The organism is Mesorhizobium sp. M0615 (assembly GCF_040320805.1).
Taxonomy (GTDB): domain Bacteria; phylum Pseudomonadota; class Alphaproteobacteria; order Rhizobiales; family Rhizobiaceae; genus Mesorhizobium.
Map to the genome: position 1 here is coordinate 1 of NZ_JAMYQI010000003.1, position 22,809 is coordinate 22,809.

21 protein-coding genes are annotated in these 22,809 nt (G+C 63.5%); 10 read left to right on the forward strand and 11 right to left on the reverse strand.

Features of this window, described 5'->3' with window-relative positions; genetic code table 11:
• Positions 1-800 (forward strand): xanthine dehydrogenase accessory protein XdhC (xdhC, locus tag NKI46_RS05135; RefSeq protein WP_502896794.1); only part of this gene is annotated, 800 nt, incomplete at its 5' end.
• On the opposite strand, the gene NKI46_RS05140 is transcribed toward xdhC, so the two are convergent.
• The 3 genes from NKI46_RS05140 to NKI46_RS05150 form a co-directional block, all read right to left on the reverse strand.
• Positions 797-2,056: an LLM class flavin-dependent oxidoreductase gene (locus tag NKI46_RS05140; RefSeq protein ID WP_352745153.1), complete on the reverse strand. Its 1,260-nt coding sequence runs from the start codon at positions 2,054-2,056 to the stop codon at positions 797-799. The genes xdhC and NKI46_RS05140 overlap by 4 nt on opposite strands.
• Entirely contained in the window at positions 2,053-2,994 is a 942-nt protein-coding gene (locus NKI46_RS05145; RefSeq protein WP_352745155.1) for an LLM class flavin-dependent oxidoreductase, read from the reverse strand. Before NKI46_RS05145 ends, NKI46_RS05140 begins: the two co-directional genes overlap by 4 nt.
• A 107-nt stretch (positions 2,995-3,101) precedes the next feature.
• Positions 3,102-4,022, reverse strand: coding sequence for a LysR family transcriptional regulator (locus NKI46_RS05150; protein WP_023671373.1), 921 nt, complete (start codon positions 4,020-4,022; stop codon positions 3,102-3,104).
• Between the two features lie 135 nt (positions 4,023-4,157).
• Here NKI46_RS05150 and NKI46_RS05155 point away from each other — a divergent pair, with 135 nt between their 5' ends.
• The 4 genes from NKI46_RS05155 to NKI46_RS05170 all read left to right on the forward strand — a co-directional run bounded on the left by NKI46_RS05155 (position 4,158) and on the right by NKI46_RS05170 (position 8,967).
• Complete coding sequence (locus tag NKI46_RS05155; RefSeq protein ID WP_352745158.1) at positions 4,158-5,375, forward strand: urate hydroxylase PuuD; 1,218 nt, start codon at positions 4,158-4,160, stop codon at positions 5,373-5,375.
• 2 nt (positions 5,376-5,377) lie between these two features.
• Positions 5,378-6,694, forward strand: a complete 1,317-nt coding sequence (gene guaD / locus NKI46_RS05160) for a guanine deaminase (protein ID WP_352745161.1) — start codon at positions 5,378-5,380, stop codon at positions 6,692-6,694.
• Positions 6,695-7,004: 310 nt separating this feature from the next.
• On the forward strand, positions 7,005-7,511 hold the full coding sequence (locus tag NKI46_RS05165; RefSeq protein WP_352745164.1) for a heme-degrading domain-containing protein: 507 nt from the start codon (positions 7,005-7,007) through the stop codon (positions 7,509-7,511).
• 175 nt (positions 7,512-7,686) lie between these two features.
• Positions 7,687-8,967 (forward strand): glycerate kinase type-2 family protein, encoded by a 1,281-nt coding sequence (locus NKI46_RS05170; protein ID WP_352745167.1) that lies wholly within the window; start codon positions 7,687-7,689, stop codon positions 8,965-8,967.
• Between the two features lie 150 nt (positions 8,968-9,117).
• Here NKI46_RS05170 and NKI46_RS05175 read toward each other — a convergent pair whose 3' ends face one another.
• From NKI46_RS05175 to NKI46_RS05190, 4 genes are all read right to left on the reverse strand, one after another.
• The gene (locus tag NKI46_RS05175; RefSeq protein ID WP_352745170.1) at positions 9,118-10,587 is read right to left on the reverse strand and encodes a UdgX family uracil-DNA binding protein; all 1,470 of its coding nucleotides are present in this window, start codon (positions 10,585-10,587) and stop codon (positions 9,118-9,120) included.
• Positions 10,588-10,589: 2 nt separating this feature from the next.
• A complete protein-coding gene (locus NKI46_RS05180; protein WP_352460341.1) occupies positions 10,590-11,825 on the reverse strand; it encodes a putative DNA modification/repair radical SAM protein in 1,236 nt (411 codons plus the stop codon).
• 118 nt (positions 11,826-11,943) lie between these two features.
• On the reverse strand, positions 11,944-13,329 hold the full coding sequence (locus tag NKI46_RS05185; RefSeq protein WP_023695949.1) for a glutamine synthetase family protein: 1,386 nt from the start codon (positions 13,327-13,329) through the stop codon (positions 11,944-11,946).
• Positions 13,330-13,364: 35 nt separating this feature from the next.
• A complete protein-coding gene (locus NKI46_RS05190; protein ID WP_352745172.1) occupies positions 13,365-14,747 on the reverse strand; it encodes an aspartate aminotransferase family protein in 1,383 nt (460 codons plus the stop codon).
• Positions 14,748-14,902: 155 nt separating this feature from the next.
• Between NKI46_RS05190 and NKI46_RS05195 the strand changes: the two genes are divergently transcribed.
• Positions 14,903-15,355, forward strand: a complete 453-nt coding sequence (locus tag NKI46_RS05195; protein ID WP_023683507.1) for a hypothetical protein — start codon at positions 14,903-14,905, stop codon at positions 15,353-15,355.
• A gap of 1 nt (position 15,356) precedes the next feature.
• Here NKI46_RS05195 and NKI46_RS05200 read toward each other — a convergent pair whose 3' ends face one another.
• Together NKI46_RS05200 and NKI46_RS05205 are read right to left on the reverse strand one after the other, a co-directional pair.
• The gene (locus NKI46_RS05200) at positions 15,357-16,331 is read right to left on the reverse strand and encodes a WD40 repeat domain-containing protein (protein ID WP_023689246.1); all 975 of its coding nucleotides are present in this window, start codon (positions 16,329-16,331) and stop codon (positions 15,357-15,359) included.
• 248 nt (positions 16,332-16,579) lie between these two features.
• Positions 16,580-17,632 carry a CobW family GTP-binding protein gene (locus tag NKI46_RS05205; protein ID WP_352745175.1) on the reverse strand — a complete coding sequence of 351 codons (1,053 nt, stop codon included), beginning with the start codon at positions 17,630-17,632 and terminating at the stop codon, positions 16,580-16,582.
• Positions 17,633-18,052: 420 nt separating this feature from the next.
• Here NKI46_RS05205 and NKI46_RS05210 point away from each other — a divergent pair, with 420 nt between their 5' ends.
• On the forward strand, positions 18,053-18,523 hold the full coding sequence (locus NKI46_RS05210) for a MarR family winged helix-turn-helix transcriptional regulator (RefSeq protein ID WP_023671361.1): 471 nt from the start codon (positions 18,053-18,055) through the stop codon (positions 18,521-18,523).
• Between the two features lie 10 nt (positions 18,524-18,533).
• Here NKI46_RS05210 and NKI46_RS05215 read toward each other — a convergent pair whose 3' ends face one another.
• Positions 18,534-19,397 carry an AraC family transcriptional regulator gene (locus NKI46_RS05215; protein ID WP_023683510.1) on the reverse strand — a complete coding sequence of 288 codons (864 nt, stop codon included), beginning with the start codon at positions 19,395-19,397 and terminating at the stop codon, positions 18,534-18,536.
• Positions 19,398-19,443: 46 nt separating this feature from the next.
• On the opposite strand from NKI46_RS05215, the gene NKI46_RS05220 reads away from it, so the two are divergent.
• Entirely contained in the window at positions 19,444-19,851 is a 408-nt protein-coding gene (locus tag NKI46_RS05220) for a DUF2000 family protein (protein WP_023683511.1), read from the forward strand.
• Here the strand turns inward: NKI46_RS05220 and NKI46_RS05225 are convergent.
• The gene (locus NKI46_RS05225; protein WP_352745178.1) at positions 19,848-20,636 is read right to left on the reverse strand and encodes an alpha/beta fold hydrolase; all 789 of its coding nucleotides are present in this window, start codon (positions 20,634-20,636) and stop codon (positions 19,848-19,850) included. The genes NKI46_RS05220 and NKI46_RS05225 overlap by 4 nt on opposite strands.
• Before the next feature lie 170 nt (positions 20,637-20,806).
• Between NKI46_RS05225 and NKI46_RS05230 the strand changes: the two genes are divergently transcribed.
• Together NKI46_RS05230 and NKI46_RS05235 are read left to right on the forward strand one after the other, a co-directional pair.
• A complete protein-coding gene (locus NKI46_RS05230) occupies positions 20,807-21,733 on the forward strand; it encodes a LysR family transcriptional regulator (RefSeq protein WP_352745181.1) in 927 nt (308 codons plus the stop codon).
• A gap of 157 nt (positions 21,734-21,890) precedes the next feature.
• The gene (locus NKI46_RS05235) at positions 21,891-22,775 is read left to right on the forward strand and encodes a DMT family transporter (protein ID WP_352447225.1); all 885 of its coding nucleotides are present in this window, start codon (positions 21,891-21,893) and stop codon (positions 22,773-22,775) included.
• Positions 22,776-22,809 lie beyond the last annotated feature (34 nt).

Here is a 22,809-nt window from a genome sequence, read left to right on the forward strand (position 1 = left end):
ACCGGCCACCACCTATTTTTACCCCATTCTGTTCGTCGGCTGGGTATTTTGTTTATATGTCACAGCGGGCCGCCGCCCCGGGGGGTCCGCTCACCGACCCTCCCCACAAGGGGGAGGGTAAAGAAGCCCGCATCGCGGTCGATGAAGTCCGCGCCACGCTTGACGTGCCGCTAGGCCCCGAGATCGGCCAGTGCTGCGGCGGGCGCGTCGAAGTCTTGATCCGTATCGTCGATGCCGCGCTTGCTGCCGAGCTGATCGCGGCCGCAGAAGCCGAGGAAGCCCACCTGCCGCATGTCTATATCTTCGGCGGCGGCCATGTCGGCCAGGCGCTGGCCTCGACTGTTGCACTTCTTCCCGTGCGTGGTGTCGTCATCGAGACGCGGGCCGAAGCGCTGGAAGGCATGCCGGAAACCGTCGAGACGCTGCTGACGCCGATGCCCGAGGCCGAGGTGCGAAACGCCCCCGCCGGCACCGCCTTCGCCATCCTCACCCACGACCATGCGCTGGATTTCCTCATCGTCGCCGAGGCGCTGAAGCGCGACGACGCGGCCTATGTCGGCATGATCGGCTCGAAAACCAAGAGAGCGACGTTCAGGAACTGGTTCCTGAAATCGGCTGAGGGCACGGAGGCTGAGTTCGCCCGCCTCGTCTCGCCGATCGGCGGCGATGCGGTCAAGGACAAGCGCCCACCGGTCATAGCTGCGCTGGCCGCGGCCGAGATCATGACGGCGCTGGTCGCGCACGGCGCAGCACCGGCGGTAAGCCAGCAGGCGCGGCAAGGCCAAGAGGTAGCCGGCTAATCTTTTTTATCCGACCGCTTCAGGCCAAGATGATCTCGCAAGGTGCTGCCTTCGTATTCCCGACGGAACAGTCCGCGCCGCTGCAGTTCCGGCACCACCAGCGTGGCAAAGGCATCGAGCTCGCCGGGGAAGTATGACGGCATGACGTTGAAGCCGTCCGCGCCGCCGCCCTCGAACCGCGCCTGCAATTCGTCAGCGATCCGCGCCGGCGTGCCGACGATACGCCAATGGCCACGTGCGCCGGCGAAATGGCGCGCAAGCTGGCGGATCGACAGGCCGTCGCGGCGCGATTGTTGGATGACCAGCGCCTGGCGGCTTTTCATGCCCTCGGTCTCCGGCAGTTCGGGCATCGGTCCGTCGATCGGATAGCTCCCGAGATCGGAGATGCTGAGATAGCTGGACAGTAGCGCCACGCCGACATCGTCGGGGATCAGCGCCTGCAATTCCTCCTGTTTCTCCCGCGCTTCGGCCTCGGTGTCTGCCACCACCGGGGAGACGCCGGGCATGATCTTGATGTCGTCGGGTTCCCGCCCATAGCCCGCCATACGGCCCTTGAGGTCGTCGTAAAAGGCCTTGGCTTCCTCGAGGGTCTGCGCCGCCGTGAACACGACGTCGGCGGTGCGGGCGGCAAGGTCGCGGCCGACATCCGAGGCGCCGGCCTGCACCATCACCGGCGCGCCCTGCGGCGAGCGCGGCAGGTCGAGCGAGTCGCGCACCGAAAAGCTCTGGCCGTTGTGACCGTGAAAGCCGCTGCCTTGCCAAAGTCCTGATACCACCTCGGCGAATTCGCGCGCCCGCTCGTAGCGGTCGGCATGGGGTTTCAGGCCCGTCGCGCCGAAATTGGCGGCTTCGATGGGGCTGGCCGACGTCACCAGGTTCCAGCCAGCCCGGCCACCACTCAGATGATCGAGCGACAGAAAGGTGCGCGCCAGGCCGTAGGGCTCGTTGTAGCTGGTCGAGGCCGTCGAAACGAGGCCGATGCGGCTGGTCTGCACGGCGAGCGCGGACAGCAGGCTGATCGGCTCGAAGCCGATCGAGCGTGAGGTCTGGCTGGCGATGCCGACATTGGCTTCGCGCAGGCCGGCGGCGTCCTCGCAGAACACCATGTCGAACTTCGCCGCTTCCGCCGTGCGCGCCAGCTGGATGTAGTGATCGATGTCGATGCCTGCCGTGACATGCGCCTTGGGGTGACGCCAGGCGGCGATGTGGTGGCCCGTCGCCCACAGGAAGGCGCCAAGCTTCATCTGGCGGGTCATTGCGCTCCTCCGGCAAGTCCGAGATGCGAGCGCAAGGTGGTGCCGGGATAATCCGGGCGGACGAGGCCGCGGCGCTGCAATTCCGGCAGCACGCGGCCGATGAAACCGTCAATCGCGGCAGGCGGTATTGCGATGTTGAACCCGTCGCAGCTTTGCGAGCTGAACCATGTTTCGAGCGCGTTGGCAGCGACATCTGCGCCAACGTTCAGCAGCAGCTTGACCGCACCCGGATCGCGTCCGCAGGCCACAACGCGGCGCTTGAGATCGTCATGGCGCGCCTTGGGGTCCTTTGTGGGTCTGTCCAGCAGGACGACATCGGCGGTGCGGGCGGCGATATCCAGGTCGGCCTCGGACAGGCCGGACAGCACCAGCACCGGCGTATCCTGCGGCGAGCGCGCGACGTTCAGCGGCCCGCGCACGGAGAAGAATTCGCCTTTGTGGTCGAGCAGGTGCATTTTTTCGGGATCGTGGAAGCGGCCGCCGGCCTTGTCGAACAGCAGCGCGTCGGCATCCCAGCCCTGCCACAGGCGCTGAACGATGCCGATGTATTCCTGCGTGCGGCGGCGGAACACATCGTCGGAAAATCCATCCGGCCGGCTGAAATTGGCGGCTTCCCGTGGCGCCTGCGCCATGGTCGCGTGCCAGCCGGCGCGGCCATGGCTGATGATGTCGAGCGAAGCAAAACGGCGCGCCAGATTGTACGGCTGGTGAGCCACCGTCGAGGCTGCAGCGACAAGGCCGATCCGACTTGTCACCGTCGCCAGCGCCGCCAGCAAGGTCGTCGCTTCGAAAGAACTCGACCCGGCGCTGTTCGGCGCGGAATCATCGAGGACAATCATGTCCAGCCCCGCCGCTTCCGCTTGCTTGGCAAAGCCGGCCAGGTCGCTGAACCCGAGCGGCTGCCCGGAAGTAATGTTGAGCGAAACGGCAAGATGCATTGTGGCTTGCTGGTCAGTCGGCATGGGACCATCGATCATAGGGCAGCGTATGCGAACCTAAGGTCACCTGCTTGTAAGACAATCCTGGCGACTGGGCCAACAGCCCCTCACTTGCCGGCCAGCAAATCCTTGATCAGCCGCTGGCAACGCTCGGCCATGAAGTCGAGCAACAGCCGCACCTTTGGATCCTGCAGCTTCTTGTGCGGATAGACGGCGGCGAACTGCACCGGCGTTGGCGGCGTGCTGGCCAGGATGACCTGCAGCCGCCGGTCGCGGATGAAGGGTTCGACCTCGAAGCGCGGCTTGTTGATGATGCCGCGGCCCGACAGCGCCCAGCCGGTCAGCACATCGCCATCGTCGGTGTCGTAGGGGCCGTGCACCTCGAATTTCTGCGGGCCGGACGGCGTCTGCAGCGTCCAGACATATTCGCGCGCCCCGGAATAGCGCAGCATCAGGCAGTCGTGCTTCTTGCCGATCAGCTCCTGTGGCTCCACCGGCTCGCCGCGCGCTTCGAGATATTTCGGTGCCGCCACCAGCACGCGTTCACATTCCATGATGCCGCGCATCCGCAGGCTGGAATCCTCAATGATGCCGAGCTTGAAGGCGACGTCGATGCCTTCCTTCATGATGTCGATATTGTGGTCGGAGAGCCTCAGCCGCACCTCGATATCGGGGTATTTGTCGTGGAAATCCGGAATGCCCGACGCAACCAGCCGCCGTCCAAGGCCGAGCGGGGCGGTCACCTTGATGGTGCCGCGCGGCTGGCCGGAAAGAGCCGAGACCGCGGCTTCCGCCTCGGTGATCGCCTCCAGCACCTGCTTGGCGCCGGAGTAGAACACCGTGCCATGCTCCGTCGGCATCAATTGCCGTGTGGTGCGGTTGAACAGCCGCACGCCGAGGTGTTTTTCCAGCTCCTTGATGCGGTTGGAGGCGACCGCCGGCGAAATGCGCATGTCGCGGCCCGCCGCCGAGAGATTACCAAGCTCGACGACGCGGACGAAGACGGCGATGTTGTCGAGATAGGCCATTCGTGGCTCTTTATGTGGCGGCGTACGTGGTCAGCCTAGTATTTTCCATTTTTTTTTGAAAGTCATCGTACACCTCGCCTCTTTTCGTTTGCGCCCCACACCGTAAAGTCAGCCGATCGGCAGGGACGATTTCACATGATGGATTTCGCGATTTTCTGGGACTGGCTGAGTTTCGCCGTGCGCTGGCTGCACGTCGTCACCGGCATCGCCTGGATCGGCTCGTCCTTCTATTTCGTCGCGCTCGACCTTGGCCTGCGCCAGCGCCCCGGCATGCCGGTCGGCGCATTCGGCGAGGAATGGCAGGTGCATGGCGGCGGCTTCTACCACGTCCAGAAATATCTGGTGGCGCCGGCCGAAATGCCGGAACACCTGACCTGGTTCAAGTGGGAATCCTACGCCACCTGGCTGTCCGGCTTCGCCATGCTGTGCGTGGTCTACTATGCCGGCGCCGATTTGTTCCTGATCGACCCCAATGTGCTGCCGATGTCGGTGCCGGTCGGCATCCTTTTGTCGATGGCCACCATCGGCGTCGGCTGGGTAGTCTACGATCTGCTCTGCCGCTCGCCGCTCGGCAAAAGTGACACCGGACTGATGCTGGTGCTCTATGGCGTGCTGGTGTTCATCGCCTGGGGTCTGACGCATCTGTTCACCGGCCGCGCCGCTTTCCTGCATCTCGGCGCCATCACCGCCACGATCATGTCGGCCAATGTCTTCATGGTGATCATTCCAAACCAGAAGATCGTCGTCGCCGACCTGATTGCCGGCCGAAAGCCCGACCCGAAATACGGCAAGATCGCCAAGCAGCGCTCGCTGCACAACAATTACCTGACGCTGCCCGTGCTGTTCCTGATGCTGTCGAACCACTATCCGCTGGCGTTTGCGACGGAGTTCAACTGGGTCATCCCCTCGCTGGTGTTCATCATCGGCGTCTTGATCCGGCACTATTTCAACACCGTGCATAAGCGTGCCGGCAACCCCCACTGGACCTGGATGGCGGCTGCGGTGCTATTCGTCATCATCATGTGGCTGTCGACAGCGCCGAAAATACTGACCGGCGAGCCCAAGGCATCCGCCGCGGCCGAAGTCTATATCGCCTCGTCGCATTTCCCGGCGGTGCGCGACACCGTGCTTGGCCGCTGCTCGATGTGCCATACGGCCGAGCCGGTCTATGAAGGCATCTACCATGCGCCGAAGGGCGTGATGCTCGACACCGACGCCGGCATTGCCGAGCATGCGCGTGAAATCTATTTGCAGGCCGGGCGCAGCCACGCCATGCCGCCCGCCAACGTCACCCAGATCAGCGACAAGGAACGGGCGCTGCTGGTCGCCTGGTTCGAAGGCGCAGGGAAATAAGCATGACTTCGACACTTCTGCGCGGCCGCACGCTGAGCTTTTTGCGCTGGCCCGAAGCCATCACCGACCATGCCGCCTGGCGCTATGAGGAGGATGGCGGCCTGCTGATCCGCGATGGCCGAATCGTTGCCGCCGGCGCCTACGCTGATGTGGAAAGGCAGGCTGGCGACGGTGCGAAAAAGATCGATCATCGGCCGCATCTGTTGCTGCCAGGCTTCATCGACGCGCATGCGCATTTTCCGCAGATGCAGGTCATCGCCTCCTACGGCGCCGAACTGCTCGACTGGCTGAACACCTACACCTTTCCCGAAGAGACCAAATTCGCAAATGCCCAGCACGGCCGCCGCATCGCGCGGCTGTTTTTGGATGAAATGGTGCGCCACGGCACGACGACGGTCGCCGCGTACTGCTCGGTGCACAAGGCCTCGGCCGAGGCGTTCTTTGCCGAATCGCACGCGCGCGGCATGCTCAACATTGCCGGCAAGGTGATGATGGACCGCAACGCGCCGGCAGGCGTGCTCGACACACCGCAATCGGGCTATGACGACACCAAGGCGCTGATTGCGGAATGGCACGGCAAGGGCCGCCAGCTTTATGCGATCACGCCGCGCTTCGCCATCACCTCTTCGCCCGAACAGTTGGAGATGGCCGGCATGCTCTGCCGCGAAAACCCCGACCTGCACATGCAGACGCATCTGTCGGAAAACCACGCCGAAATCGCCTTCACGCAAAAACTCTATCCGCAGGCGCGCGACTACACCGATGTCTACGAGCAGTATGGCCTGCTGGGGCCAAAGAGCCTGTTCGGCCACTGCATCCATCTCTCGGAACGCGAGGCCGATGCGCTGTCGGACAGCGGCTCGGTGGCGGTGTTCTGCCCGACCTCGAACCTGTTCCTCGGCTCCGGCCTGTTCGATTACCAGCGCTTTCGGCGCCGCGACAAGCCGCTGCGCATCGCCGCGGCCAGCGATGTCGGCGGCGGCACCAACTATTCGATGCTGCGCACCATGGACGAGGGCTACAAGGTGATCGCGCTGACTGGCGAAAAGCTGAACCCGTTCCAGTCCTTCTGGCAGATAACGCGTGGCAATGCCGAGGCGCTGTCTGTGGCGGAGAAGGTCGGCACGCTGGATGAAGGCACCGACGCGGATATCACCGTGCTCGACGCCCGCGCCACACCGGCGATGCGGCTGAGGATGGAGACTGTGGAGACGCTGGCGGAGGAGCTGTTCCTGCTGCAGACGCTGGGCGACGACCGCGCGGTGCGCGAGGTCTATGTCGCGGGGCGGCCTGCCAAGAGTGATATAATCGCCGGTTAGGACCCATCATCCGCGCGGGACAAGATGATGATTGCGCCTGGTTGCCAAGTGGTTCCCCCACTCCGTCGCCGCTTCGCGGCGCCACCTATCCCCCTCCGAGGGTGAGGAAGGGAGCCTTTGCTTCGGAGGACGGGCGCCGGTTCGGACAGCTTGGCGCCCTTCCTCTACCCCGTCGATCGGGGGAGAGGTGTCGAGAGAAGCTCGAAGGAGTGGGGGGCGACCCTGGCGGGGCAAGACCACCACCGCGACGAGACCTTGACCGGGCGGAGCTTGTCGTACACACGATTTGTGACGATTTCGGAGAACAAAAATGGCCGCCGCGGACGACATCGCTCTGATCCAGAAACAGGAAGAGACGCTGGTCTTCCCGGCCTTCGACGAGGCCGTCGCCTTCAAGGTCGGCGCGGCGATCCGCGAGCGGGCGCTGGCCGAAAAGCTGCCCATCATTGTCGATATCAGGCTGTGGGATCGGCCGCTGTTCTATGCCGCGCTGCCGGGTTCGAACGCCTCCAACCCCGACTGGGCACGACGCAAGATCAATGTGGTCAAGCGCTACCTCAAAAGCACTTATCGTCTGGTGCTGGAACAGCAGCGACCGGACCGCACCTTCAAGGTCGGCGAGGGGCTGGATATTGCTGATTACGTACTAGCCGGCGGCGGGTTTCCGCTGACTGTAAAGGGCGTCGGCGTCATCGGCGTCATCGCCGTCTCCGGCCTGCCGGAACGCCAGGATCATGGCGTCGTCGTCGATGCACTGTGCGATCATCTCGGCCTCGATCGGACACAATTGGCGCTGCCGCCGGAAGATAAATCGTGACGCTAGCGCTGCCCCTCATCCGCCCGCCGGCACCTTCTCCCCGTATAGTGACGGGGAGAAGAGAAGCACCCCAACGCCGGCGAACCCCTCTCCCCGTCTCTATACGGGGAGAGGGTAAGGGTGAGGGGCGGCGCCGGCTTTTCGGAAGCTCGCAAACCGCGGATGGCGGCCAATTATGACCGTGCTCGACCCAAAATCCTTTCTCATCTCGATCTTCAATGCCGCTGTTGCCGCTGCCGATCCGGAACGAACGATCAGGGATCACCTTCCGGCCAAGCCGAAGGGCCGCACCATCGTCATCGGCGCCGGCAAGGGCTCGGCGCAGATGGCCGCCGCGTTCGAGAAGGTGTGGGATGGCCCAATCGAAGGGCTGGTCGTCACCCGCTACGGCTATGGCGCCAAATGCGAGCGCATCGAAATCATCGAGGCGGCACATCCGGTGCCGGACGCTGCCGGTCTTGAGGCGTCGCGGCGCCTGCTCGAAAAGGTGCAAGGGCTGACTGCGGACGACCTGGTAGTGGCGCTGATATCGGGCGGAGGATCGGCGCTGCTGCCGTCGCCTGCCGCCGGCCTGACGCTCGCCGACGAAATCGCCGTCAACGAGGCGCTGCTTGCCTCCGGCGCGCCGATCGCGGCGATGAACACAATCCGCAAGCATCTCTCGACCATCAAGGGCGGCCGGCTGGCAGCTGCCGCCTGGCCGGCCAAACTGGTATCACTGGTTGTCTCTGACATTCCCGGCGACAACCCGGCGCTGGTGGCCTCCGGCCCGACCGTGCCCGACTCCGGCAACCGGGCCGATGCGCTGGCCTCGATAGCGGCCTACGGCATGAAACTGCCCGACGCCGTCATGGCGCACATCAACTCGCCAGAGGCCGATGCGCCAGATCTGGATGACCAGCGCTTTTCACGCAATGAAGTGCACCTGATCGCCTCGGCTGGCGTGTCGCTGGAAGCGGCAGCCGCTGAGGCAAAACGGCAGGGCATCGAAGCCGTCATCCTCTCCGATTCCATCGAGGGCGAGGCGCGCGAGGTCGGTGGCGTGCATGCAGCCATTGCGCGCGAAGTGGCGACGCGCAACCGGCCGTTCAAAAAGCCGGTGCTGATCCTGTCCGGCGGCGAGACGACCGTGACCTTGCGGGCCCCTGTTGACGAAAAAAGGGGCAAGGGCGGCCGCAACTCCGAATTCCTGCTCGCCTTTGCCATCGGCATCAGCGGCGCGGAAGGTATTCATGCACTGGCCGCCGATACCGACGGCATCGATGGCTCGGAAGACAATGCCGGCGCCTTTGCCGATGGCTCGACCGTCTCGCGCATGCGTGCCGCCGGCGTCGACGCCAAGGCGATGCTGGCCGGCAACAATGCCTGGACGGCGTTCAACGCGATCGGCGATCTGTTCGTGCCGGGGCCGACGGGTACGAATGTGAATGATCTGAGGGCAATCCTGATCAGTTAATTCGGCCGTGGCGGCCGAAGTTTCCAACGTTGGATTCACGACCGTAGGTGATTGGCTGAAGCCACTCAGCTTCGTCATCCCTGGGCGAAGCAGGAGCGAAGCTCCTTGTTCCGCCCGCGGATGACGATGTCGCTGAGGCTTTCGCTCATCTCACGACCCCATCAGCCGCTTCACCTCTTTCATATCCTTTAGGAACCGCTCGCGCTCAGCCTCCTTGTCCGTCGGCTCGTGAATGCGCAGGATAAAGGACGGATGGATGGTGATGAACACGCGCAAACCGTCCTCGCGCTCGATCACCTGGCCGCGCATTTTCGTCACGGCAATGGCCTTGCCCAGCAGCGACAACGCCGCCGTTGCCCCAAGCGCCACGGCGAGGTCCGGCTTGATCAGCTCAAGCTCCCGGCCGATCCACCAGCGGCAGGCCTGGACTTCGCCGGTATTTGGCTTCGAGTGGATGCGGCGCTTGCCGCGCGGCTCGAACTTGAAGTGCTTGACGGCGTTGGTGACGTAGACTTTTTGCCGGTCGACGCCTGCGTCATCGAGAATTGCATCGAACACTTTGCCCGCTGGCCCGACAAAAGGTTTGCCGGCGAGATCTTCCTGATCGCCAGGTTGTTCGCCGACGAAGACCACTTTGGCGTCATCCGGCCCCTCGCCGAACACGGTCTGTGTCGCGTCGCGCCAGAGCGGGCAGCGACGACAACCCTTTGCAGCCTCGCGCAAATCGGAAATCGTCTTGGCATCGTCTTCATCCGGCGCCTCGGCCGGCTCGGGCTTCGGCCAATGTCTTGCCTGCAGCTTGGCGTGGTGCGGCGCCGGCGTTGTCGGCAGTCTGGCAATCATATCCCTGGCGGCCTCGTCCGCTCCTGCGATCAGATCTGGAATGAGCGAAGCCTCGGGAAGGTTCCGCCAATATTTCTTCGGCATCTCCTTCTGCATCGCCTTCACCTTGAGCCGCGCCGGGTTGAAGATGTTTTCGAAATAGGTCAGCCACAACGCCTCGGTGTCGTCCTGATCGGGTGCATCGCCCTTGGCCGCACCCGGCCCGATCGCCAGCCTTTCGCCGTTCCAGTCGGCGGAGGCATAGGGCGTCAGGATGGTCCAGCGCATGCCGGTGAACCGCCGGACGAAGAAATCCGCGTTGCGCTCGACAATGAAATGCTCCGGCTCGAACCAGGCGACGTAGCGCTCGTTCTCGCCGTCGCCGATCTTCCGGAAGCGTACGAAGGCATGCATCTTATGGCTGTCGCGCCGCACCGCCTTTTCCATGGCTTCGAGCCGCCTGGTGCCGGGATCGGATGCGATCGCCAGCAGTTTCGGCTCGGTGCGCAGGCGCCAAAGCATCCAGTAGAGAAAGGCAAACCGGCCGGGGTCGGAGTGGCAGAAGGCGGTTTCGGCATGGGCGATGAACTCGCGCGGGACGGTAAGCTGCGCGCCCTCTGGCACCGCCGGCAAGGCATCTCGAGGATCATTGGCGTCGGACCCGACACCCCAACTAATATCCTCAGGCCGGACCTCATTCAGCGCCAGACGCCGTGCCGCATCGCGCCAACCGGCGAAATCGGTCTGGCTCGCTAGCCGGACAGTGTATCGGGCAAGGTCGAGCTGGGCCGGCTGCATGGTCAAAACAGCGACAGTTGTTCGCAGGACTTTACGATCGTGTCGCGCAGGCCTGTCTTGTCGGTGAGTCCGCCCGGCGACCAGCCTTCGGCGATGATGAAGGGCCTCAGCTTGGCGATCGAATGGCAGATCTGTCCGACATCTTCCAGCCGCATGCGTCGGTGGCGGCGGGTTTCAAGGATCTTCGCCACCACCTTGGTGCCCAGACCCGGAACCCGCAGCAGCGCTTCCCGATCGGCGCGGTTGATGTCGACGGGAAACCTCGCCCGATTGCGCAAAGCCCAGGCGAGCTTGGGGTCAATGGCGAGATCGAGCATGCCGTCGCTGCTGCCGGCGAGGATTTCCGGCTGCGAAAAGCCGTAGAAGCGCATCAGCCAGTCGGCCTGATAGAGCCGGTGCTCGCGCATCAGCGGCGGTATCAGCAGGGGCAGCGACGATGACGAATCCGGGATCGGGCTGAAGGCGGAGTAATAGACGCGCCGCAGATGGTAGCTGCCATAGAGCCGCGCACTGGAGTGCAAGATACCGTCGTCGGATGTCTTGTCGGCGCCGACGATCATCTGCGTCGACTGACCTCCGGGCGCAAAGCGTTCGCGCTTCTTGGTCCGCAACGTCGGCTCGGCCTTTTCCTCCATCTTCCGGCGCAGGTTCGCCATGGAAAGGCGGATCGTTTCCGGCTTCTTCTCCGGCGCCAGTTTCTTCACGCCTTCGTCGGTCGGCAGCTCGACATTAATCGACAGCCGGTCGGCATAAAGTCCGGCCTGCTCGACCAGTTCGGCCGAGCTTTCCGGAATGGTCTTCAGATGAATATAGCCGGAGAATTTTTCGTCCAGCCGCAGCCGCCGCGCCACCTCCACCATCTCGGCCATGGTCTCGTCCGGGGAGCGGATGACTCCTGAGGACAGGAAGAGGCCCTCGATGTAATTGCGCCGGTAGAAATCCATGGTCAGCTTCACCACCTCGTCGATGCTGAAGCGGGCGCGCCGCACATTGGAGGACGAGCGGTTGATGCAGTAGCTGCAGTCATAGATACAGAAATTAGTCAGCAGGATTTTCAAAAGCGAAATGCAGCGGCCGTCCGGCGCGTAGGAATGGCAGATGCCCATGCCTTCGGTGGAGCCGATACCGCCGGATTGGCGCGAATCCTTCTTCGCCGACCCAGACGAGGCGCAAGAAGCATCGTATTTGGCGGCGTCAGACAGGATTGCCAGCTTTTCACGGACGGTGGGTGCGCTCATCCGTTCATGATATGTTCTTGAAGGCTGCAGCGCCACCTCATTTGATGCAGGCGGCGAAAAAGTAATCGCCGCCTGATCGTCGGGCTAGCAGGACGACTGCCCGAGTTCAGGCGGTCTCTCAGACCTCGTGGAGGTAGAGGTGATAATCTAGCTCGCTGACGGTGCGGGCGACGCGCAGATACTCCGACTGCTTGATCGCCACGAAGGTGCGATGCAGATCCTCGCCAAGCGCCTCTTTCAGGAAGCTCGATGCCCGCGCCGCCTCGATCGCAGCGCGCCAGTCGACCGGCATGGTCGTGCGCGTGATGGCGGCTTCATAGCCATTCCCAGTGGTTTCGGGGCCGGGGTCGAGGCCTTCATCCAGACCCTTGATGATGCCAGCCAGCACCGTTGCCGCGATCAGGTAGGGATTGGCGTCGACACCCGACGGCCGGTGCTCGATGCGCCGGTTCTTGGCGTCGCCCGCCGGGATGCGCAGCGCCACCGAACGGTTGTTGACGCCCCAGGTCGGCGCCACCGGCGCATAGGACTGCGAGACGAAGCGCCGCCAGGAATTGGCGTGCGGCGCAAACACCAGCATCGATTCGGCCATGGTCTGGATCAGCCCGCCGAGCCCCTGCAGCAGCGGCAGCGACCAGCTTTCGCCGCCAGCCTCGGCAAAAACGTTGCGGCCGTTCTTGTCCTGCAACGAAACATGGAAATGCATGCCGGAGCCGGCATATTTTTCGATCGGCTTGGCCATGAAGCAGGCGGTGACACCATGGCGGCGCGCCTGCGCCCGCACCAGCCGCTTCAACATGACGAGGTCGTCGGCCGCCCGCATGACATCCTTGCGATAGTTCAGCGTCAGCTCGTACTGGCCGGGCGCGTATTCGGAAATCACCGTTTCGGCCGGAATGCCTTGCGCCTTAGCCGCGGCATAGATGTCGGAAAACAGCGGCTCCATGCCGTGCAGATGGTCGACGGAATAGACTTCCGTCTTGGCCGAGCGGCGGCCGTCGAGCACGGCGTCCGCCGGCTTTACCTTGCCGTCGGCGTCACGCTCATTGGCAAGCAGGAAAAATTCGAGTTCGAAGGCGCCGGCGGGATAGAGGCCCTTGGCCGCCAAGATGTCGACCTGCCTGGCCAGCGCCAAGCGCGGGTCCGACGACATAGGCTGTCCCTCGAGATGGTACATCGCCATCAGCAACTGGCCGCGCGGCGGGTTCGTGCCGTAAAGCGGCACCAGCGTGCCGGGGATTGGCCATGCCCTGAGATCGCCATCGCCGGTCGTCCAGATCAGCCCGGTTTCGTGCACATCCTCGCCGGTGATGTCGAGGCCGAGGATCGAGATCGGCATGTGGCGGCCGCCCTCGAAGATGCTTTTCAGCTCATGCCGGCGCACGATCTTGCCGCGGCCGACCCCGTTGGCGTCGGTCAAGACGATATCGAAGGCTTCGATTTCGGGATGGGCGTCGAGAAAGGCTTGCGCCTCGGCGGGCGTCGAGCCCGAAGGTGAAGTCATGATTAGTGTACTCGAGTTTGGCTTGGCAGCTTGTCTCATGCCGTCAGCCTTGCCGCAACCGTGGCGAAGGCGGTGATCAGCCGGTTGACCTGGGCGCCGGTGGTGGCCGGTGAGATCAGCATCATGTTGTGAAAGGGCGCGATCAGCACGCCCTGGTTGACCAGCGCGACATGGATAGCCGCCTCAAGCTCCGGCGCATGGGCAGTCTCGGCTTCGGCGCCGTTCCTGAGCGGGCCAGGGGCGCAGATGAACTCGACGCGGGCGCCGACGCGGGCGACATGCCAGGGCAGATTGTAGCGATCGATGACGCCGGTCAGCCCGGCATCGAGCCGCAGGGCGAGGCGATCCATCCGGGCATAATTCTCCTGCGTCATCACCTCTTCGAGCGTTGCGCGCATGGCTGCGAACTGCAGCGGGTTCGCCGACAGCGTCGTGCCCATGCCGGAATAGCCCGGCTCCTTGGTTCGATTGTAGTCGGCATAGCGCGAGGCGACCTCGTCGCTCATGCCCCACACGCTTGCCGGCACGCCGCCGGCGATCGGCTTGCCCAGCACGAACAGGTCGGGCTGCAGCCCGAATTTCCTGGTGTAGCCGCCGGGTCCAGTCGAAATCGTGTGCGTCTCGTCTATCAGCAGCAGCGTTCCGGCCGCGCGCGTCAGTTTGCGCAAGGCGTCGTGAAAACCCGGATCGGGCAGCACCATGCAGGAATTTGTCAGCACCGGCTCGGCGATGACGCAGGCGACATCGTGGTCGGCGAGCGCCGCTTCCAGTGCAGCAACATCGTTGAATTCAATGACCTTCGCCGTCCTGGTCAGGTCGCGAAACTCACCCGCCAGCCCCGGCCGATTCACGGGCTTGCCGTCGACCATCCGGACCATCGTCTCGTCGACCGAGCCGTGATAGCAGCCGTTGAAGACCAGTATCTTTTCGCGGCCGGTGACGGCGCGGGCGACGCGCAGCGCGAAGCGGTTGGCGTCCGTGGCGGTGGTGGCGATCTGCCAGAACGGCAGACCGAAACGCTGAGTGAGCAGCGGCCCGATGGCCAGCGCATCTTCCGAAGGCAGCATATAGGTCAGGCCGCGCCCGGCTTGGCGGCGGATGGCGCGCGCCACCGGCGGCGGCGAATGGCCGAACATCGAGCCGGTGTCACCGAGGCAGAAATCGTCCAGCCTGTTGCCGTCGATATCCGTGATGGCGGCGCCCTTGGCGCTTTCGACCAGGATCGGGAATGGCGTCGGCCAGTCGTTCATCCAGTGCATCGGCACACCGCCGAAGAAGCCTGGCAGGCCGTTACCGACCTTGGCCTGCGATTTCGGCCGCGCCTTCCGGAAGGTGTTCGCCTCGCTTGTCCGCAATGCAGCGATGCGGTCACGGCTGATACCGCCAATGGACGCCTTTGAACTGTTCGTGCTGTGCATGAAATCCCTCTCGGCCGGCACACTACCCAATTGGCGACGGCAACCGCAATTGGCCGTGTTGGTGCGCTGCATTGGGTCAGCAGCAAGTTCGGCAGACTTGACCTTCCGGCGCAGTCGGGCGCCAATGCGATCGGGTCTGTGGTTTGGGGAGAAAAATGCGGACGATCATCTGCGCTATTGCGCTACTCTTGTCGGCCGCTGCGGCTTCCGCATCGGGCGGCGTCTGGTGTTCCGTCGATGACAAAGCGGTGCAATTCGAGGTCGGCGCCGGGGTCACCAGAGGTATGGGCGGCCCGACCTTCAATTTTCGCGGCGATCTCGAGATACTTGGCCGGCCGGAAGGCGACAGTCTGCGCAAGACCGTCTTCGAGGATTCCGACCTCACCCAGTACTGGCTGGACGACAAGGAGTTGCGGCTGAACGTCTACCACGAGCATCAGCTCGGGGATAAATTCAACTCTGTCGAACTGACGATCCTGACCAAGACCAGTGACGAGGGCGTCTATGACGGCCGGTACACGCTTGCCGTCTACGACAACGCCGCCGACACGGAACAGGACGGCAAGCCGAAAGAATTGACCGGCAAGGTGTCGTGCGGAGCCGAATAGGTCACGCCGAGATATCGATGACGCCGCAGTCGCCGGCGGCACTGCCGAAGGCGACCCGGCGCTCTTCCTTATCCCACATCATCGCGGTGATGGCGCCCTTGCCCGGGCGGCGCAACAGCACCTCTTTGGCATCGGTAAAGCGCACCGCCATGACCATGCCGTCATCATAGCCGACGGCGACGACATCCTGGCTCGGATGGCAGGCAACCGATGTCACCATGGCGTTGCCGCGCGTGCCGAGCTCCAGCGGCGCCTTGCCCATCGGGCCGTCCTTGCCCGAAAACGGCCAGACGATCGCCGCCGGCGCGCCGGAACTCGCCAGCCATTTGCCCTTCACGCTCCACGACAGGCTTTTGACCTTGCCGGGATAGCCGGTCATGCGCATGTGCTTGCCGTCGGCGAGCTTCCAGCCATGCAGCGCGTTTTCCTGCATGGTGGTGACGAGGAAGGCGCCATCCGGCGAGAAGGTGACGCCGGTATGGGCACCGGCCCATTCCAGCTCCACCGGCTTGCCCTCGGCGGCCGGGAAATGCAGCGTCGCGCCATTGTAGCGGGCGACGCCGAAGCGTATGCCCTTGGGGGAGAAGGCCAGCCCCTCGACCGAACGCGGATGGGCAAACTCTTTGGTCTTGCCGTCGGCAAAGCGCACGAACGCAGTCTTGCCTGTGGCATAGGCGATAGCGCCTTGCGGCCCGGCGGCGACGCTGGTGATCCACTTCTTGCCGGCGCTCGCCAATTCGCCGACGGTGCCACCTGCGGTGACAGCAAAAATCTTGCCGTCCTCGCCGCCGGTGATCAGGCGGTCGTTGGCGGCGTCATGGAACGTGGAGAGCAGGCCGTCATTGGCCTGAATTGCCTTGTGGCCGTTGTCGAGCCTATGAACTGTCCCATCGGCCAGCGCAAAATGCGGCACGTTGTCGAGGAAGACGGCGGCAAGGCAGTGACCTTCCAGGTCGAGGGGAGCAACTGTGGGCATCAGGACCATTCCAATGAAGCTGTCACCACTCCCGGGAAGCCATTGAGGCGGCCAGGCCTGGCGTCAACCTTCCCCTTTGTGGGAGAAGGTGGATCGGCGCGCAGCGCCGAGACGGATGAGGGGTGTTGGACGGATCGCCGTCGGTGCCGAGCTGGAGCACCCCTCATCCGACCTCGCTTCGCGAGGCCACCTACTCCCACAAGGGGAGAAGGAAGAGCGGGCAGCGCTAGCGCCATAGAGTCCGGAAATCAAGCCGCCTGGCAGGCGTCAAAGCTCTTCTTCAGCCGTTCGGCGTCAAGCTCGCGGCCGATGAACACCAGCCGGCTCTCATGCTTTTCGCCGTCTTTCCAGGCGCGCTGGTGGTCGCCTTCGATGATCATGTGCACGCCCTGGATGACATAGCGCTCGTCGTCGCCCTTGAGCGCGATGATGCCTTTCAGCCGCAGGATGTTGGGACCTTCCATCTGGGTGATCTTCTCGATCCACGGGAAGAATTTCTTCGGGTCCATCTCGCCGCCGCGCAGCGACACCGACTGCACGGTCACGTCATGGATGTCGGAGGGATGCGCGTGATCGTGATGATGATGGTCGTGATCATGGTCGTGGTGATCGTGGTCGTGATCATGGTGGTCGTGATCATGATCGTGCGCCTCGAGAAAATGCGGATCGTTTTCCAATGCGCGCGACAGGTCGAAGGCGCCGCGGTCGAGCACTTCCGACAGCGCCACGTCGGCGCGCGTGGTGCGGTGGATCCTGGCCGCCGGGTTGATGGCGCGGATGGTGGCTTCGACCTTGGCCAGCTCTTCGGGCGTCACCAGGTCGGTCTTGTTGAGCACGACGACATCGGCGAAGGCGATCTGGTCCTCGGCTTCCTTGGAATCCTTCAACCTGAGCGGCAGGTGCTTGGCGTCGACCAGGGCCACGACAGCGTCGAGTTTGGTCTTGGAGCGCACGTCGTCGTCCATGAAGAAGGTCTGCGCCACCGGCACAGGATCGGCGAGGCCGGTGGTCTCGACGACGATGGCGTCGAAGCGGCCGGGACGGCGCATCAGGCCTTCGACGACGCGGATCAGGTCGCCGCGCACCGTGCAGCAGACGCAGCCATTGTTCATTTCGTAGATTTCCTCGTCGGATTCCACGATCAAATCATTGTCGATGCCGATCTCGCCGAATTCATTGACGATGACGGCATAACGCTTGCCATGGTTTTCCGACAGGATGCGGTTGAGCAGCGTCGTCTTGCCGGCGCCGAGATAGCCGGTGAGAACGGTCACGGGGATTTGCGTCTGTGCTTCGCTCATATCTTGCCTCGAAATGGCTGGGCCACGGAATTGCGGGCCGCAAGAAGGGATTGTTGGCCTGATATAGGATGTGTGCCGGCCTTTTGCACGAGGCAAACCGCCTGGGTGTTTGACCAGGATTGACGAAGCGGATGGGTAGACCCGAGAGGCCGAGTGCGAGGGATGCCGACCATCAACGTGTCGCTGGAAACGCCTCTTCGTTGACCTGTGCTAAGCCGCGCCGCGTCAAACCGTTGCAATCGCCTTGGCGGAAACTCGTTTGTCATCTAACTGAAATAAACATCTGGCATCACCATTTCGAGCACCACAAATGCTTGCCGGCAAAGCTGTTTCGCAAGCCGGAATCTTTTTGATCGTCGATTGCCAACCGGCCGGCTGCGTCTATGCTGCACGCACCGGTACGGCCGAAGAGGGATCACCATGGCCAAGGCGGACAAGACTGCAACGATGAGCCGGCTGCATTCGGCGGCAAGGCTGGCAAGGACCGCGCTGGCGGCGCGGCTTCTGGCGCACGGCTTCTATGCCGGCCAGGACCAGATCATGCTGACGCTCGACCGCGAGGACGGCCAGACGCCCGGCAATCTCGCCGGCCGCCTCGGCGTGCGCCCGCCGACCATCACCAAGACCATCAACCGGCTGCAGGCCCAGGGCTTTTTAGAAAAGCGCGCCTCTTCCGCGGATGCACGCCAGGCGCATATCTTTCTCACCGACACCGGCCGCGAGATCATCCACGCCATCGAGAAGTCGGTGAAGAAGACCGAGAAGCAGGCGTTGAAGGGCCTCGACAAGAAAGAACAGAAGACGCTGTTCAAGCTGCTCGCCCGCATCGAGGCCAATTTGTCGAACGAGGAGCTGGTGCTTGTCGACGACGATGGCGACATCGACGATTGATCTTCCTGGCCTAGGCGGCTACCGAAGGCCCGCGCACCAGGGTCGACCAGCGGCCGGGCGTCAGGCCGAATGCTTTCTTGAAATGCCTGTTGAAATGGCTCTGGTCGCTGAAGCCGGCGCCAACGGCAATCTCGGCCAGCGGCTCGCCCACCTCGATCATCCGTCTTGCCTTTTGCAGCCGGCGCATCAGCAGGAACCGATGCGGGCTGGTGGAATAGGTCGCGCGAAAATGGCGTGACAGCGCATAGCGGTCGAGCCCGGTGACGGCTTCCAGCTCATCGGAACGAACGGACCGCTCGGCATTCTCCTCGAGATAGCCGCGCGCCAGCGCTGCCGCACGCGAGGCCGACTTCCCCATCGGCTTTGCTTTCTGTCCCGCATGACGCCCCAGATGCTGCGCCAGCTCCGCAACGAAATCGGCGACGAACAGCTCGTCCAGTTCCTCATCGAGCGGCGACAGGGCCGAAAGCAGCGTGCCACGCAAGGCAGGATCGCTGACCACAGCATCCCTGACGAAAGGCAGCGGCGCGCCGTCGAGGCAGTCGAGCAGCAGTGAGGGTTCCAGATAGAGGATCCGGTAGCGCAGACCATCCTCGGTCCCGGCGCCGCCATCGTGCACTTCGTCGGGATGCAGCACGATAACCTGGCCGGGCAGGCTGTGGTTGACAGTGCCCCTGTAGTGGAAGCGCTGCACACCGGAAAGCGTCACGCCGACGGCAAGCGTATCATGACGGTGCAGGTCGAAGGCGTTGCCATGGAAATGCGCCTCGATGCGCTCGATGCCAGCGGTAACAGGCGCCGAGACGATCCGGTCTTCATCCGCGCACGAACGTTCAAGACCCTGCGTCGCCTCACCTTCTAGATCGTGCGTCATCACCTATCCCTGCCCTTCATGGGCGTGCTCCGGAGTCCTCATTTTGGTGTTCGATACGAAATTTGCAATCGTGCTGCGGGACGATCTCGCCGTCTGGCAAAAGCTCAACGTCGCCGCCTTCCTGACCAGCGGCATCGTCGCGCAATTCCCCGCCATTATCGGCGAACCCTACCGCGACCGCGCCGGCAACCTTTATAATCCTCTGTCGATCCAGCCGGTCATCGTGCTTTCGGCCGATGGGCCGACGCTCAACTCCATCCACCGGAAGGCGCTGGAGCGGGGCGTGACGGGGTCAGCCTATGTCGAGGAGATGTTTGCCACCGGCTTCGATGCGGCCAACCGCGCGGTCTTCGCCGAGTTCGGGCCTGAGGATGCCAAGATCGTCGGCATCGCGCTGCGTGCCGACAAGAAACTCGTCGACAAGATCACCAAGGGCGCCCGCATGCACGCCTAATTCAGCAGGAAGCGTGTAACGGCGCTCATGAATTCAGTCGGCCGCTCGACGTTCAGCATATGGACGCCCGGAAGCAGTGTAAGCGTGGCGCCGGGGATGCTGGCTGCGATCGCCTCGCTGTGGCTTGCCAGCGTTACCTTGTCGTCTTCTCCACCGATCACCAGGGTGGGCGCGGTAATGAGGGATACAGTCCGGCGCAGATCGCAATCGCGTACGGCGGCGAAGCATCCCGCGAGACCTTGGGCCGGCGTCGCCAGGACCATCGCGCGGAACGCGTCGACGGTTTCGTTTGGGCCGGCAAGCATCGAGGCGGGAAACCAGTTGTGCATGAACATGTCCGCGGTGGCCGACATGTTGCTCGCTGCAAGGACAGTCCTGATCTGCTCATCAAAGTAAGAAGCCGGCCCGAGATGCGGCGAGGTGTTGGAAAGGATGAGACGCTCGATGCGGTCCGGGGCATGGATACCCAGCCACTGCCCTATGAAGCCGCCCAGCGACAGCCCGCAGAAATGCACGCGGGCGATCTGAAGCGCATCCAGCAACTCAAGGACGTCGCGGCCCAGCCGATCGAGCGAATAGGCTCCGGCCGGAGCATCGGAACTGCCGTGGCCGCGCAGATCATAGCGCAGCACCCGGAAAGATCCGGCAAATTCCGCAAGCTGCCGGTCCCACATATGCAGGTTCGTCGCAATGGAATTCGAGAGCACAAGCACAGGGCCGGCCCCCGCCAGCTGATAGGCGATCCGGCAGCCGTCGCCCGTCGTAAAATAAAGCGTGTCAGTCATCTGGTCCTCATCTCACCCTGGCGAAAGGAGTTCGATGCTCCCGCCGCCCTTTGAATGAGCCACCCTAGGCCTCGTAATTATCCAGGAAAATTACTATGATTGGATAATCTCAGTAGGTTTTGGCGATAATGAATGGTCTGAAACTCCACGACCTACGGTGCTTTGACGCCGTGGCAAGCGAGGGCAGCTTCCAGGCGGCCGCCCTTGCCTTGAACCGATCGCATCCATCCGTCTTCGCCGCTGTCGCACGCCTCGAGCAGTTGCTCGGGCTCACACTTCTCGACCGCAGCGGATATCGGGTGGGGCTGACGGAGGCGGGCCGCGAGTTTCACGCGCGAGCGCAGCTGACATTGCGCGAGCTCGACCATCTGCGAACCTATGCGGGCCAGTTGGCGAGTGGCGAGGAGACGGTCCTGCGTGTGGTCGTGGGTGATCTCTGCCCGCGACCGCAAATCCTGCCTATGCTCAGCGGCTTCTTTGCCGAACGCACCGGGACACGCCTGCACCTGGAGTACGAGGCGGTCGGCGGTCCGCTCGAACGGTTGATGGAAGGCGAGGCTGACCTCATCTTCCATCGCGCGGATCCTTCCGATCCGCATCTCGAGCGGATCGATCTCTGCGCGGTGCCCCTCGTGCCGGTGGTGGCGCCTGGGTTCCTTCCGTTCGCGCCTGGCCGCGAGATTGCGCCGGAGCAGATGCGGCCCTTCACCCAGTGCGTGATCCGCGACACGGCGCGGCGGCCATCGCCGGAGAGCTATTTCCTCATCGACGGTGCGCATCAGTGCTCGGCGCCGGATCATCTGATGAAGAAGGAACTGATCCTTCACGGACTGGCCTGGGGCCATCTGCCGGCATGGCTGATCGAGGACGAACTGCGGGATAGGAGGCTGATCTCGATCGCTGGTGCACATCTGCCCGGCCGGACGGAGATCTTGGCGGCGGTGCGCCGGGGCGCGACCGACCGCATGGACCCGTCGCCGAGGCGTTGTGGCTTCATCTCCAGGCGCAAGTGGCATCCGACGGCAAAGCACCGGGATGTCAGAACGTCGCAGTGGAACGCAAAGCGCCTTAGCTGGCATCGGATCGGCCTGCGCTGAACCTGTCTCAGACGCCTGTTGTGCCAGTCGCTTTTGGCTTGCCGGGCGCTGGAGATTGCCGCAAAGGTTAAGCGTTGATCCTCCCTGCCCGGCCTGACATTTGAACGTTCCCGCAAGATCAGACGAAAGCGCAACGCCGCCCGCGGCGATGCTGTTCATGCTGTCCACCTATGTCTTTTTCACCTTTCTCGACACATCGAGCAAATATCTGGTGCTGGCCGGCGTCTCGGCGCTGATCGTCGCCTGGGCCCGCTTCACCGTCCATGTCCTGCTTGTCGGCGTCTTCCTGCGCGGCTGGCGCGAGCCGTCGCGCTTCCGCGCCAACAATTTGCCGGCCCACATCCTGCGCGGCGGTCTGCTGTTCGGCTCGACGATGTGCAACGTCATGGCGCTCAAAACGCTTCAACTGGCCGAGACCACCTCGATCTACTTCTTCGGGCCGATGGTGATCACCGCCCTTGCCGGACCGCTGCTTGGTGAATGGGCCGGCTGGCGGCGCTGGCTGGCAATCCTGTCGGGCTTTGTCGGCGTGCTCGTCATTACAAGGCCGGGCATCGGCGTGTTCGGCATCGGCCATCTTTTCGCGCTCGGCTCGATGCTGTCGAACAGTTTTTACGTCATCATGACGCGGCGGATGTCAGCCAGCGAAACCTCGGAAAGCCTGATCCTGTTTTCGGCGCTGGCGCCGGCCGTGCTGCTTCTGCCGATGCTGCCGTTCTCGCATGGGCTGCCGCAGGATGGCTGGCACTGGTTCATACTGGTGATGCTGGGCGTGTTCGGCGCCGGCGGCCACTGGCTGCTGGTGCAGGCCTACCGCCTGGCGACCACCACGGCGCTGGCGCCGTACCCCTATTCGCAGATGGTCTGGATGATCCTGTCCGGCTGGATCATCTTCCACCAGTTCCCCGACCGCTGGACGCTGGTGGGTGCAGCCATCATCGTCGCCAGCGGCCTTTACATCATCCATCGCGAGCACCGTTTGCGGCTGCGCAATCGCACGACCGTCGATGTCGAGGCGGAGGCTCTGGCGAAAAAACTTTGATTTGCTCCGAATCCGATGGCATAACGCCGCATTT